At 45.3% G+C, this 14769-nt stretch carries 11 protein-coding genes; 7 read left to right on the top strand and 4 right to left on the bottom strand.

The features are described from left to right. Positions 1-60: 60 nt before the first annotated feature. Entirely contained in the window at positions 61-1311 is a 1251-nt protein-coding gene (locus R3D00_00670) for a 6-phosphofructokinase (protein ID MEZ4771659.1), read from the top strand. Positions 1312-1758: 447 nt separating this feature from the next. Here the strand turns inward: R3D00_00670 and R3D00_00665 are convergent, their stop codons facing one another. Genes R3D00_00665 through R3D00_00655 form a run of 3 tightly spaced genes read right to left on the bottom strand, consistent with a single transcriptional unit; the run spans position 1759 to position 6683 of the window. Next, positions 1759-4164, bottom strand: a complete 2406-nt coding sequence (locus R3D00_00665; GenBank protein ID MEZ4771658.1) for an ABC transporter permease — start codon at positions 4162-4164, stop codon at positions 1759-1761. A gap of 52 nt (positions 4165-4216) precedes the next feature. Then, entirely contained in the window at positions 4217-5437 is a 1221-nt protein-coding gene (sbcD, locus tag R3D00_00660) for an exonuclease subunit SbcD (protein ID MEZ4771657.1), read from the bottom strand. 16 nt (positions 5438-5453) lie between these two features. Then, a complete protein-coding gene (locus R3D00_00655; GenBank protein MEZ4771656.1) occupies positions 5454-6683 on the bottom strand; it encodes a pitrilysin family protein in 1230 nt (409 codons plus the stop codon). 100 nt (positions 6684-6783) lie between these two features. Here R3D00_00655 and R3D00_00650 point away from each other — a divergent pair, with 100 nt between their 5' ends. Both R3D00_00650 and R3D00_00645 read left to right on the top strand, forming a co-directional pair. Further along, positions 6784-7308, top strand: a complete 525-nt coding sequence (locus R3D00_00650) for a hypothetical protein (protein ID MEZ4771655.1) — start codon at positions 6784-6786, stop codon at positions 7306-7308. A gap of 154 nt (positions 7309-7462) precedes the next feature. Continuing rightward, entirely contained in the window at positions 7463-9040 is a 1578-nt protein-coding gene (locus R3D00_00645; protein ID MEZ4771654.1) for a hypothetical protein, read from the top strand. A 4-nt stretch (positions 9041-9044) separates the two neighbouring features. Here R3D00_00645 and R3D00_00640 read toward each other — a convergent pair whose 3' ends face one another. After that, on the bottom strand, positions 9045-11444 hold the full coding sequence (locus R3D00_00640; protein ID MEZ4771653.1) for a transglycosylase domain-containing protein: 2400 nt from the start codon (positions 11442-11444) through the stop codon (positions 9045-9047). Positions 11445-11756: 312 nt separating this feature from the next. Here R3D00_00640 and R3D00_00635 point away from each other — a divergent pair, with 312 nt between their 5' ends. The 4 genes from R3D00_00635 to R3D00_00620 are packed head-to-tail and all read left to right on the top strand — an operon-like array spanning position 11757 to position 14757. Beyond that, positions 11757-12707 (top strand): hypothetical protein, encoded by a 951-nt coding sequence (locus R3D00_00635; GenBank protein ID MEZ4771652.1) that lies wholly within the window; start codon positions 11757-11759, stop codon positions 12705-12707. Positions 12708-12716: 9 nt separating this feature from the next. Continuing rightward, positions 12717-13244, top strand: a complete 528-nt coding sequence (locus R3D00_00630; protein ID MEZ4771651.1) for a hypothetical protein — start codon at positions 12717-12719, stop codon at positions 13242-13244. A 35-nt stretch (positions 13245-13279) separates the two neighbouring features. After that, positions 13280-13588, top strand: a complete 309-nt coding sequence (locus tag R3D00_00625) for an antibiotic biosynthesis monooxygenase (GenBank protein MEZ4771650.1) — start codon at positions 13280-13282, stop codon at positions 13586-13588. Beyond that, positions 13582-14757 carry an iron-containing alcohol dehydrogenase gene (locus R3D00_00620; protein MEZ4771649.1) on the top strand — a complete coding sequence of 392 codons (1176 nt, stop codon included), beginning with the start codon at positions 13582-13584 and terminating at the stop codon, positions 14755-14757. The genes R3D00_00625 and R3D00_00620 overlap by 7 nt, the downstream gene beginning before the upstream one ends. The last annotated feature ends 12 nt before the right edge of the window (positions 14758-14769 follow it).

Raw genomic sequence — 14769 nt, 5'->3', positions numbered from 1 at the left:
TGCTTTAATTGATCTTTATCAGGATATTTGCGCCTTAGATATCAACTTGATAATAAGTTTATGCAGAATTCAATTGCCATTTTATGCGCCGGAGGCCCTGCTCCCGGTATCAACACAGTAATCAGCACAATCGCAAAAGTTTTCCTGAAAGACGGCTACCGTGTTATCGGGATTCATGATGGATATAAAAACCTTTTCAACGGTCAGGCGGAAACGATTAATATCGATTTCAGCTATGCTGACAGGATTTTCCCACGAGGTGGCTCCTCGCTTCGTATGAGCCGGTATAAACCCAAAGACCACGAGTTTTCTTCTGATTTCTTTGTTCAGAATAATGTAAAGCTCCTCGTGACTATCGGTGGTGATGATACGGCTTCCACTGCCAACCGCCTCGCCAAGTGGCTGCGCACTCAGAATGTGGCTATCCAAAATATCCATGTACCCAAAACCATTGATAATGACCTGCCACTTCCCGGAAATACCCCAACATTTGGGTTTAACTCTGCGAAGGATGCCGGCGTTGAAATTGGAAATATCGTTTATGAGGACGCCCGTACCAGTGGCAACTGGTTCGTTGTCTCTTCAATGGGTCGCTCTGCCGGGCACCTCGCCTTTGAAATCGGCACCAGTTGCCATTTCCCGATGATTGTGATCCCGGAAATGTTTAACAAAACGGAAATCACATTTGATAAGATTGTGGACCTCATCATCTCATCTATGATCAAACGTACGATTGATGGCGTGATCTACGGCGTTGCGATCGTGAGTGAAGGTGTTTTTCACTTCTTGTCTGATGATGAAATCAAAAACTGTGGTATAAACTTTACCTATGACGAACATGGCCACCCCGAACTGGGCAACGTGAGCAAGGCGCATATTTTCAACATCCTTGTTCAGCGTAAACTCAAAACACTTGGCATCGACATCAAGAGCCGGCCTGTAGAAATGGGGTACGAGCTCCGCTGCAGCCGCCCGGTTGCCTATGACCTTACACTTTGTACCCTGCTCGGCATGGGCGTGAAAAAATTATTCAATGATGGTGTGAGTGGATGTATTGTTTCCACAAGCGCCAAAGCCGATGTTCAGCCAGTATTTTTGGCAGATATTGAAGATGAAAGCGGGAAAATTCCACCAAGACTTGTAGATATTGAGTCCGAATTGGCGAAAATGGTATTTGCCGACCTTCATTGTCTGACTCCTGCAGATTACGAAAAAGCGAAAAAAATCGTACCGAATCCTGAGGCTTTCGACTTCTACAAAATCCTCAACTGGAATTACGATCCGAAAGTATTGCGCCCCAGTGAGGCATAAATACCGTCTGGTATGTAAAGATAAGAAAGCCATCTCTTTAAGGGATGGCTTTTTTGTTTACCAAATTACTTTTAAATCCGGGACCTCCGAAAATTTTTTATCGGAAGATATAATAGGAAGGCTAAGATATTTTGCCGTAGCAAGAATCATCCGGTCATGTAATTCGTAGAAATCTACCTTTTCGGCCTTTCGCCTTGTTCTGCTGATTCAATGATTTTCCTGGCTTCCTTACCCAAAGACGGTAGTTGGGCAAAATGCCGGATTACGGCATTTGTATCAAGGAGATACTGCATAGTCAATATTTATTTAGCAGGTTTTCTCCCATTTGTCGGCGTAGTTGATCAATTTCTTCCTGTAAATTATTTATTTGCTCAAAACCCTTGTCCCGCCAGATTCCACGTAGGCTGGAAGATGTGTGAGAAACCGATGTACCTTCAATCCCCCAACTCAATCTTCCCTCAAAGCCCGGATGGGATTGGCCTGACCCGCTTTCAGAGACTGAAACAATATCGTCAGGAAAGCTATGCCAATGACGCCGCTTCCTGCGGCCAGAAAAAGCCAAAAGCTCATGCTTGTATGATAGGCAAAACTACTCAGCCAATTGTACATAAACCAACCTGCAACAGGCCATGCGATCAGGTTGGCGATGACTACCAGCAAAATAAAATCTTTAGCGAGTAATCCGACAATTTCGTACACCGATGATCCCAGTACTTTGCGTATGCCGATTTCTTTGGTGCGCTGCTCTGCCGTAAAAGATGCCAGGGCAAATAACCCCAGACAGGCAATGAATATCGCCAGTATCGAAAAATACCGAACCAGATCGGCCAGTTTGCTTTCGTCCTTATACAGGTTATTAATCTGGGTATCGAGAAAGCTGTATTCAAACGGATGTTCCGGCGCCAGTATCGCCCATTGTTCTGCGATATAGTCCAGTGTTTTTTCTGTGTCGCCAGGGCTGATACGAACGGCAATATTTTTGGTGAAAAAACTCCGGGCGCCGCCAGTGGTAATGTCAAGCACAAAGGGGCGGATTTTGTCTTTCATAGAAACAAAATGAAAGTCTTTCACTACACCTGTCACGCGCTCATGGCCTCTGGGTGTGTAAAATTGTTTTCCAAGGGCTTCTTCGGGTGTCCCCCATCCCAGGTTTTCTACCATCGTCTCATTCACAATCAGAGCGAGTGTATCGTCAGTAGAATTGCTTTTTGAAAAATCGCGCCCGGCGACAAATTCTAAATCAAACGTCTGGGCGAAATACTCATCCACAATCAGACTGGGGAAATAAATCCATTTACCCGGCTCCATTCCTTCATAGTTGTATTCGTGTACATTGTGGTTGACCCCCAACATCTCGTTCATGATGGTCATGTTTCTGATTTTGGCATTCCGTAAAAGCGCTTCCCTGAAAACATCGATTTTCGGAACGATCACAGGTTTGGTAGGAATCACAACAATCTGGTCTTTGGCAAAGCCGGTCGAAGCGGATTGCATAAAGTGAAATTGCCGGTAAATAATCATGGTGCTGATGATCAATACCAGTGAAATCGCAAATTGCGTTACGACCAATCCTTTCCTGATCAACCGGTCTCCGGGCTGGGATTTCAATTTTCCCTTCAACACTTTTACCGGCAGAAAAGAGGACAGATAGAATGCCGGATACAGCCCGGAGATAAAACCCACAACCGCCCCAAGTCCCAGCAATCCTGCCAGAAAACCGGGCTGCAAAAGCTGATTTTGTGTAAGTGATTTTCCCGATAAGTCATTGAAAAGCGGAAGAAAAATACTGATCAGAAAAAGTGCGACGATGATAGCCAGAAAACTCATGACCAATGACTCTCCCAAAAACTGGCCGATCACCTGCCCTCTATATGCGCCCAATACTTTTCGCATACCGACTTCCCTGGCCCTTCCTGCCGACCGGGCTGTGGCAAGATTCATAAAATTGATACAGGCTATGATGAGAATAAAAATACCGATAGCGAGGAAAATGTAAATATTCGTTTCGCTGCTGTTTGGCTCTATTTCGTAGTCGAGATGAGACTTTAGGTGAATATCTGTGAGTGCCTGTAAATAATGTGTAATCTGGGGTTTGATGAAGTCGGGATAATACTTTTGAATAAATACCGGAAATTGTGCCTCCAACTCTCCTGGCGATACGCCTTCTTTCAGCAAAAGGTAAGTCCAGTTGGGGTTCCAAACCCAGTTTTGCTCCAGCGTCTGCCCAATAAAAGGCCGCAAGGTGGGGAATGAAATCAATGCCTGAAACTGAAAATGCGATTGAGGTGGAATTTTACCCAAAATGCCCGTTACCTCCAGGTTTACCTGTCCTTCATAGATGATTTGTTTTCCTATCGGATCTTCATTTCCAAAGTATCGTTTTGCCATTTCCTCACTGATAACAATGAGGTTTGGGCCTGCAAGCGCAGTATTTTTATTGCCTTTCAGGAGAGGAAAATCAAATACCTGAAATACATTCGAGTCGGCAAAAAATATATCTGGTTCGGAAAATTTTATATCATCAACCCGCAGGGTTCTTTTCTCTACCTGAAAATCAAAGAACCTGACCGCTTGTTCAATCAGAGCGGGATAATCATTGACAAGGGTGGGCGCAACGGGAAATGGATTGCTGCTGGACTCCTCTCCCTGGCCTTCCAGATCAATTTTGCCTGCCAATCGGTAAATGCGATCAGCTTTTGTATGGTAACGATCATAACTCCATTCATCCTGAACAAACAGAACGATAAGGACAAAACTGGTGATGCCTACGGCCAGTCCCAGTACATTAATCCCGGCGTACAGTTGGTTGCGCCGTAGATTTCTCAAAGCGATAATCAGGTAGTTTCGAATCATACCTGAATTTACCGGGAAATCAAATCTGAGTTTTGGGAGAAATTGCTAAAAATCATTCTTCGTCCTCTGCAAGTACTTCTTTCAGCAAATCAAGTATCCTGTCATTGGGCTCCTGCCCTTGTTTGTAGCGGAAATAATCGGTAAAAAGTTCGCTGATATCTCTGGAAAGATCGATGTCAATTCCCTGAAACTGGGTAGTTTCCGGATTGTCGATTTTGGGAATAATGGAAACGATTCCCTGATGTGATTCCATGATTAATTTGCGTTCCACCGAAGTAAGAAACTGGTCGGAGACCAGCGTAAGCTCAACCAGCGCTTTGGGATTTATTGCCAGCCATTCGATGGCTTCCTCTGCGGAGTGGAAGGTTTTGCGATGAAGGGGTTTACCTGCCGTAAGCGGAATTTTTTCCAACATGACTCTCTTTCCCGGTTCGGCATCTGCGATGAACACATATTTTTGCTGTCCTGCTTCACTCATGCTGTATGCCAGCGGACTCCCGGCGTAGACTACCGGGCAGCCTTTGTGTTCGATAATCTGAGGCCGGTGGAGGTGTCCAAGCGCCACGTACTGAACCAGGGGCGGGAGATTGTCAGTAAAAATTTCCTGTGCTCCACCGATGGTGAGGATGGGTTTTTCGTCTTCGGGTTCTTCGGGCCGTTCTCCTGATTTATTGATGAGAAAAAGATGGGCCATGAGCATATTTACGCCCTGATCGTCAAAATATTTTTCTGCAAGTTGTCGCCAGTTTGTCTGTAAAACTGTCCGAAGTTCCGTTTCCTGATTTTCAGTTCCGAGGAACTTTTTCAGCCGCATCTCATTGGCGTAGGGCGTCAGGATCAGGCGAAGCGGAAAGGGGTTGCCGGGAATTTTCACCTCGACAAATCCCTCCTCCGACCGGGTGACTTCGAGGCCGGAATCAAGGGAAAAAGGAGCGATAAGGCTGTTGGGGTAACCAGTCAGGATAATGCCACATTCTCTTGCGAGGGGTACAGGCGCTTCGATTCGGTCTGGCGAGTCGTGATTTCCCGCAATGCCTATAACAGGCCTATTACCGTCTTTGGCGAGTTTTTTGAGCGATTTGTAAAGAAGCTCAATAGCTTCAACGGAAGGGTTGATCTGGTCAAATAAATCACCCGCAATGATGATTGCATCCACATTTTCGCGATCTGCGATTTCACAGATTTCGTCCATGACTTCGCGTTGTTCTTCCAGTCTGGAAAAATGGTCGAGTCTTTTGCCTAAATGCCAGTCGGCGGTATGAAGTATTTTCATACCCGAAGTTAAGCAATTATGCGGTTTTGTAGGTAATGGTTGCCAGTGTACTTTCCCTGAACATTTCTTCCGAGGCCTGCTGAATCTGAGCGGCGGTTACCGATTCTATATCGGCGATATACTGGTTGAAGGAGGTTATTTCACCGAAGTCCAATAAATCTTTTGCCTGACCGAGCATTTGGTTGAGCAGGTTTTCATATCCCAGCGTCATTTGGCCAACCAGTTGTTTTTTTGCCTGGCTGAGCCTGACAGCCCCCAGGGGCGATTCGTATAGAGATTTGAGCTCCTGATATACAAGTTTGCGAATGCGATTGAGATTTCCTGTTTCGCAAGCGTAATAAATGCCCCACATACCGCTATCCACGTAGGGCGAATAAAAAGAACTGATGCTGTAAGTCAGTCCGTGTTTTTCTCTGATATTGAGATTGAGCCTGGAGTTCATTGCCGGCCCTCCCAGCAGGTTGTTGAGAAGAAGGAAAGGGTAATAGAGGCCTTTATTGAATGCATAGGCTCTGCCTCCGATAATTTCATGCGCCTGATCGGTGATTATAGCCACTTCCTGATTACCTGCCTGAGGGATAGTTGGCTGAACCCGCGAAATGGTACCGGTAGGGAGAACGAGTGGGCGTAAGTATTTGTCTGTTATTTTTTTAACCTCCTGAAGGGATACACTCCCAACTATGCTGAAAACAATCTGTCCGGATATGAAAGTTCTTCCGAGATGGTCAATGACGCCTTGCTGGGTAAAAGAATTAATGCTGTCTTTGGTACCCAGAATCGGATGGCCAAGGCTATGTTTGGGGAATATCTGTTCGTCAAAATCTTCAAATATCGCCTCATCAGGCGCATTTCGGTACATATCAATTTCCTCAGCAATGATCTGTTTTTCCTTCACTATTTCTTTTTCAGGAAATGTAGAATGAAAAGTGATATCGGTGAGAAGTTCAGTAGCACGCTCAAAGTACTCTGCAACTATAGAGGCATACAGGCAGGTCTTTTCTTTAGTTGTATAAGCATTGACATCACCGCCAACTGATTCCAAATAATTGAGAATATGGAACGTTTTCCTTTTGGTTGTGCCTTTGAAGATCATGTGTTCGATAAAATGGGCCATGCCTATTTCACCTTCACCGTCATCACGGCTGCCAGAATTGATGATAAACCCGCAATGTACGGCCCTTGTATAAGGGACGAACTTATATACAATACGGAGGCCGTTAGGAAGTTCAAAAATATGTGTATCCATTGTCAGTTTCACCTGCAAAATAAGCGTTTACAAAATTAATAAGCACGATTTTTTTGTAATATGTGTATCTTTGTTTTTCGATAAAAATAACCTGTAATATATGAAAATCATTCATGCTGGCCTGATTGGGCTGATGGTCATTACGAGCTACTGGTTTCAGGGTTGTACCCCTGCCTGCGATGGCGTCTCCAGTGAAAATGTAGGGGGTGAGTTTTTTACGGTGGAATATAAAACTCCAGCCGGAGAGAATTATCTGACGTCTATTTATAACCTTTCCGGTGTTGTGACATTCCTGGATACAACAGGCGGCGAAGATCCCGTACCTCGTTATGAACTGATCAATCCGGGGTATGCAGACGGTAAGTTTGGGCCTTTTTATTTTACAGAAAGATATATCAGTGCCGCAACCGAAGAGATCAACAATATTTTACTTTTTGGGCAGACATTCCGGTTTGACTATTATATCAAAAAAGATACTTACGGCCAGGATACACTGCGTGTAGAGTTTTTGCTGGGTGTGGACGAATGCAGACATTACTGGCAGTCTATTTCCTATTACCGCAATGGTGATCCACTTCCTGAATACCACAATCAGCGCAACGCTGCTATTGTGATTGTAGAGTAAAAGCTGCGTTTTTGCTTCGTTATCTAACTTAATTCCCACAAAATCATCTGATTATGTGGCGGAATTCGTATAAAGGTGTATATTTATACCTGATTGATTATATCTTTTTCGAATAAGTCCAAAGACCGTAATTCTATCCATCATCAAAATGATCATGAAACCATCTGTTTTCATAAACCCCCATCGTTTTGTATCTGTTATTTTACTGCTTATTTTATGTGGTTTTGGTGCAGGTCTTTATGCCCAAAGCTGTATAGCTTATGAGCGGGAAATGGAGCAATATTTCCTGTCGTATGAGTCCGGTGATCCGGTTGATATGGATTATCTGGAGCGACTAAAATGGCGCTGTGATGCACCAACTCAGAAAATGGAGCTGGTTTATTACTTCTTTAAGTCGGCTGTGGCTTTTCGTTCCGAAAGATTGTCAGATAAGGAAGCCTATGAACAGGCCACTTATTATTATGATCTGTGTGCCCGTAATTTTCCATGGTTGGTAAAAGCTGGTTCTGCTGATGCGACATTTACGGAAAAGTTTTTTGAAAAAGCAGAAGGCCTGGAAACTGCGCTGGCAACCCTGGCTTATGATCTTCGCTATTATCCCGAAACCCGCAAATATGGCGAGATAGATGATAAGGATATCTGGTCGAAAAAAGATATTGAGCCTCTGACCCGGCCTGATGTGGTATCGCGCGGAATGGATGACCCCGCAGAGAATACCTTCGATAAAAAATATGTTTATCAGGGGAAATATGTGGATGAACCTGCCTATGAACTGGCCCGGCCCCGTATAGAAAATGGAGAACCTTACGGATGGGTAGGTACACTGGATGAAATTGATCCGATCAATTTTGTAAAATGGCAGCAGACTCGCCAGGATATGGTAAATACCTGGGATGTTGATGGCGGCGCAATTGCATCACGCGGCCAGGTCGCACCTGTTTATGATCCATATATTCTGAACAATAATCAAACGCAATTATACGATCCTTCAGCTTCATACAGAACAGAAGGTTCCTACCGCGAAGCTGCACCTGCAATTTCATCTGCTCCCGCATCTGTCGCAGACCCTTATTACCTCAATGATGAATGGGTTGAAAAGCTCGAAAAAAGAGGAATCGGTATGTATGTGTATGTGAGTAACCGCGATCTCTGCCCGGTTTATGCTGAAGCGGGTGCGTTTGGACGTCAGATTGGTTATCTTTCTTTCGGGGAAACGGTCGTTCAAATCAAGGGTGAAAACAATAAGCCGGTTCAGCGCGATGGTTTTAACTATCTGCCGGTGCAGACAGGCAAAAATCAGACAGGCTGGGTTGAACTAAGTACTGTCGTGCGTGACGGGCGTCTGGCTACTTTCACCAAAGCTACACGCGGTTTTGTAAATGTGAACGCTAATACCAGTGAGTCTGAACGTACCTCAGACCGAAATGCGCTTCTTTTTCAGGCAGGTGAACTTGTCATTCTGACGGGGATTAATAAAACAAATGTAAAAGTGCTTTCCCAAAGCAGAGACAAAGAAGGCTGGTTGAGTTCTACTGAAACATTGAGCATTGATCCACTGGATGTACATGTTGCCTTCCGTATGCAGGACGCGATGAAACAGCCTTCGGCCAAAGACCAGCAGAATGCGTTGATACGCCTGAGCCAGGACTATCCCGACTCCGCACTTACGCCTGCTGTGGTTGCAAAAATACAGGAATTGCAAAAGGTCACCGGGTTTTCTCCTTACCGGTAATTTGCTAATTTCTGCGATTGAATATTTGATCCCATTTGTCTTTTCGTTCGCGCCTCCTGTCGAGCTTTTCGCGGAGCCGGTCCTCCTGTAATGAATCCTGCCACTCTTTCTTCTCTTCCTGACGTTTGCGAAGCATCTTGATCAATTCAAGCAGGTCTGGTGGCGAATTTGCAGGATCGGTCTCTGAGTACAATCTACAATCCATGGATTGCATGGCGGAAAGTCCTGGCGACGGGAACTCATCAGATTTGGTTTTCTTGTATCTGCTGTCTGCATAGTACTGCTGCATAAACAGGCCGTATATCGGCAATGCAGTTGCTGAACCTTGTCCAAGGCTTGTCGAACGAAACCGCACTTTGCGATCTTCTCCCCCAACCCATGCGCCGGCAACTATGGAGGGGGTTATTCCAATAAACCATCCGTCTGTCTGGTCCTGTGTTGTGCCTGTTTTCCCGCCGATCTGGCTGGTAAGATTATAACTGGAATGAATGCGCCTGGCCGTACCACTGTCAACAACGGATATCAGCATTTGGGTCATGATACCTGCGGTCATTTCACTCATGACACGGAAGTTGTCAGGCTTCTGAAGCGGAAACTCCGCAATGATATTTCCTTCGCTGTCTTCTATCCGGCTGATATAAACAGGTAAAGCCTTTTTGCCCTGATTCGCAAAAGCAGAATAAGCCCCCACCATGTCCATCAGGCTGAGATCGGCCGTTCCCAACACTAGTGTCGGATCTTCCGGCAATTCTCTGGAAAAACGGAAATTCTCTGCAAAATCGACGGCCTTGTTTACGCCCAGCTTCATGATGATAGCGGCAGAGACAGTATTCACAGAATTGGTCAGCCCGCCTTTCATGGAGTAAAACCCGCCATATTTGCCGTCGGAGTTTCCCGGCGACCAGTTTTTATACGTGCCATAAGAGACCTTCTCGTTGGGAATATATTCGCAGGGATCAAAACCATTTTCAATTGCGGCTGCGTAAACAATCGGTTTAAAGGTTGAACCTACCTGCCGCTGGGAAGTGACGTGGTCGTATTTAAATTTTTGGTGATTGTATCCCCCTACCCATGCTTTGATATAACCGGTTTTGGGTTCCATCGCCATAAATCCCGCCTGAAGAAAAGACTGATAGTAGAGGATCGAATCCATGGGTGTCATTTCCCTTTCTTCTTCTTTGTCCCAGGTCCAGATTTTCATTTTGACCGGCTGGTGAAAATTGGCCATAATTTGCTCCTCCGACATTCCCGCAGCCTTGAGCGATTTGTAGCGGTCAGATTGTTTCATCGCACGTACAATGCCCGAGTCTTTTTCATCCCACAATTTGCGGTTTTTCCAGTGCTGGTCGAAAGTCTCCTGAAGCTTTTTCATATGCTGTTTGACCGCTTTTTCAGCATATCTCTGGAGCTTGGAATCAATGGTTGTATAGATTTTTAAACCGTCGGTGTACAGGTTATAAATTTTTCCGTCAGGACCGGGGTTATCTTCAAACCATTTTTTAAGATCTTGTCCGGCTTCCTGTATAAAATAAGGCGCGAGCCCGTCCTCTCTGGTGATATTGTTGTAGTCAAGTTTGAGCGGGAGTTGTTTGAGAGAATCTGCCTCCGCCTGAGAAAGATAACCGTACTTCACCATTTGATCCAATACAACATTTCGCCTTTCCTGAGACTTTTCGGGGTAGCGGCGTGGGTTGTAATATGTATTTGCCTTCAACATACCAATCAGTACGGCAGCGTCTTCGAGTTTGATATTTTTAGGGTCGGTGTTAAAAAATCGCTCTGTAGCGACATCTATGCCATACACGCTTTCCCCAAAAGAGACCGTATTGAGGTATAGGGTAATGATTTCTTCTTTCGAATAGATTTTTTCCAGCCTGCGGGCGATGACTGCCTCACGTATTTTGCTGACAGGCATAGTCAGGATAGAAAAACTTTCCCTCGGGTAGAGGTTTTTGGCCAACTGTTGAGTGATCGTACTTCCCCCTCCGGCACTTTTGTCGCGAAGAATAACAGATTTAACCAAAACCCGCATCATACTCCGGTTGTCAACGCCGGCATGGTCGTAAAAACGGGCATCTTCGGTGGCAATCAGCGCCTCAACCAGTTGTGGGGAAATATCTTTATACTTGACATTTGTACGGTTTTCAATAAAATATTTTCCCAGCATCGGCCCATCTGCGGAAAACACCTCCGAGGCGACAGGATTTTGGATAGCTGCGAGTTCCTGAGAGTCAGGCAATTTTCCAAAAAAGCCCAGCAAAACCGAAAAATAGAGAATCCAGAAACCAATAATCAGGGTTGCCGGTATGATCGAAGCCAGAAGGATGATACGTGTTCGTTTGTTTCCCCATGAAAATTTTTTCGGAAAATATCTGCTATACAAGTCCTGCTGGTTGCCTTCCATGCGTTAAGCTTATTTGCTCTCCTGTTTTTTAGTTAAACTCCATTGAAATTGGGTTGGGAAAATTCTGAACGGATTCGTATTTAAGCCACGAATAACACGAATGCACACGAATATTTCCGCAAACCATTTTCTGTTGAGTATACATCTGCAAAAATCGTCATTATTCATACGAATTAGAAGAGAATAAGGTATATTTTGTTTCAGAGAAATTTGATGCGTGGAGGTGGAGTTAGGAGCCCTGCCATCTTCAATTTGTAATTTGTCAAATGTAATTTCTATATTCCATTCTAATTTTCGAATCGAGTGTTATCCGTGTTATCTTTCATATTTAAGCTGGTAAAATTTGTCATCCTCACGTTTGTCGTGATATTTTGCCTTATTATGGCCATTGGCCTGATTAGTGTTCTTCTGGGAGATCGGTACGAGGAAGAGCCGCTACCCACAGAAGGGTATTCTGAATATATACCGGTCGATGATAGCCTTTCTTCCGATTCTTCGCTTTATGGCTATATGCGGCATTACCGTGTTTGGCGCGATTATGACCAGAACGTTTATGAAGGAGTCTATGATATTGCAGACCGCGACCTGAAAGGGTCTTATGTGCACAGAATGAATATTCTGAAAGAGCATACCCGCAATTCTCCCTACGATCTTTACTATCAGCGAAACCGCGAACTCCGGGAAACGGATGCCAATATCTTCCACTGGACCTGGGTATATGAAACTGTACTCAACCACGATAAACCGTATATCGGTGGTATCATTTCGCTGTTTGACAGCATTGAAACCGCAGCCAAACCCGATCGTTTGCAATTTGCGGAAATCATCGTTTCTCATATTCAATTCCTCCCCTATACGCTGATCCATGACCTGACGTGCGAAGAATATACTTCCGATGACCCGAATTGCGAAGGTTTCCGGTGCCAATATCACCGCGACGGGAATCCCTGCGTGCCGAAAGTGGCCCATGGGATTTTTGCTCCGGTCGAGTTTGCCTATAATCTGAAAGGTGATTGTGATACAAGGGTGCTGCTGCTGATGTTGATTCTGGATCATTACGGATACGATGTCAAAATGCTCTACAGCTACCAATACGGTCATGCAGTTTTGGGAATAAACCTGCCTTCTTCAGGGGTTTATGTGACTTTGGCCGGGATCAAATATTATCTTTGGGAGACTACGAATACCGGGTGGCTGCCCGGACAGATCGAACCGCAATATCAGAATATGGACTACTGGGTGGCCATGGATACAAGATTTTAAAGAAAGATTATGAATATTACTTTGACTATGCTCGCGATCATTCAACTCATTGGCTCTATCGTTGTCGGAGTTGTTGTTTTATATATCACCTACCGGTTGGTAGGCTGGGTTGTGGGTAGGAATTATCCGATCGGAGAAAAAAATACAGCATTCGGGATTTTTGTGAGTGCAATCATGTTTTCGGTAGGTTATCTTGTGAGTAGTGTGATTCAGCCACTTCTGAGCACTTTTCGCACAATCAACGCCAGGGCTACGGACTTCTGGTCGGTCTTTTTTCAGTTTTCCCGTTATCTTTTCCTTTTTGTCGCAATCAGTTCGCTGATTGCGATGCTGGTCAACCTGGTCAGCACGAGCGTATTTATGCGGTTTACCACCAAAACCAATGAACTGAAAGAAATCGCAGAAGGAAATATCTCCGTCGCCATTATTACTTCTGTGGTAATTATTATCATCACGCTTTTCGCTAAAGAGAGCGCCACGCTGTTGCTGGAATCCATTGTCCCCTACCCCGGTGGCGATGTGTTTGGCAAGCCCTGATTATTAATTTTCATTTCAATCCAAAGCCTATCACTATGATCGTCACCTGCGTTCACATAAAAGTCAAACCTGAACATATTCAGGAATTTATAGCTGCCACGCTTCTCAATCACCAGGGTTCGGTCAATGAGCCGGGCAATGTCCGTTTTGATGTTCATCAGGATGCCGGCGACCCTACCAAATTCCTCCTTTATGAGGTCTTTGAGGATGAAGCCGCCGTCGCTGCGCATAAAGAAACGGCGCATTATTTTGCCTGGCGGGATACCGTCGAAAACTGGATGGCAGAGCCCAGAAAGGGCATCCGCTACAATCTGATTGCGCCCCAATCTCCGGATTTATGGTAACTTCTTTTGCGTTTACTCCGCCTCCGGGGATTGTTTTCGGATTGCGAACCATTGCCCGTTTGCCTGATCTTGTTGCGGCATATGGGCAAAATGCGCTATTTCTGACCGGAGCGAAATCTTTTGTTCATACCGCTGAATGGCAGGATATCCAAGAGAAACTGGCGAAGCGGAAAATTCGCTTGTTGCATGAAATCATAGCGAGTGAGCCGTCTCCCGAAATGATTGACAGTTGTGTGGAGAAATTCCGCAGCGAAAAACCGGATGTGGTAGTTGCCATCGGTGGCGGAAGTGTGCTGGACGCCGGAAAAGCTGTTTCTGCTATGCTAGCCGAATCTGGTTCTGTTACTGATTATCTTGAAGGGGTAGGAACAAAAAATCCTTCGGGTGTAAAAGTTCCATTTATCGCAGTGCCTACCACTTCCGGGACAGGAAGCGAAGCGACAAAAAATGCGGTGATCTCCAAAGTCGGAAAAGATGGTTTCAAAAAATCGCTTCGGCACGACCGTTATGTTCCAGATATAGCGCTGATTGATCCTGAGTTGACGATCTCCTGTTCGCCCGAACAGACGGCTTACAGCGGACTCGACGCATTTACCCAACTGCTGGAATCGTACGTTTCTACCAAAGCCACTCCAATGACAGATGCCCTTGCACTGGATGGATTGCGGCAGATTCAGCTTTCTCTGATTCCTGCGTGGAAAAACGGGGCCGATCGGGATGCGCGTTCTGGTATGTCGTATGCAGCACTGTTGTCGGGAATTACCCTCGCGAATGCAGGGCTGGGTTTGGTTCATGGATTTGCAGGGGTGATGGGTGGATGGTATCCTATTCCCCATGGGGTGATTTGCGGAACCCTGATGGGAGCAGTAAATCAGGTGTCAGGCACCAAAATTTTAACAGACAGTCAGTACGCGGAGACAAAGAAAAGATACGCCACTGTCGGACGAATTTTCTCAGATGACGAGGGAAACAAAGCGGACAGCTATTATGTCGCCTTGCTTTTGGAAGAGATCAGTAACCGGGTGGAAGAAATGGGTATACCCCGGCTAAGTGCTCTGGGGTTGAAAGAAGCCGATATGCGAAAAATTGCCGAAGCTTCAGATTTGAAAAACCACCCTGTGTCGCTCAATAAAGAAGAAATGGAAGCCGTACTGAGGTTGCGACTGTAAATAGGTTTTCTT

This window comes from Bacteroidia bacterium (genome assembly GCA_041391665.1).
In the GTDB taxonomy this organism is placed as follows: Bacteria; Bacteroidota; Bacteroidia; order J057; family J057; genus JAGQVA01.
The sequence above is the reverse complement of the archived record's forward strand: the minus strand, read 5'-3'. Positions and strand labels throughout refer to the sequence as shown.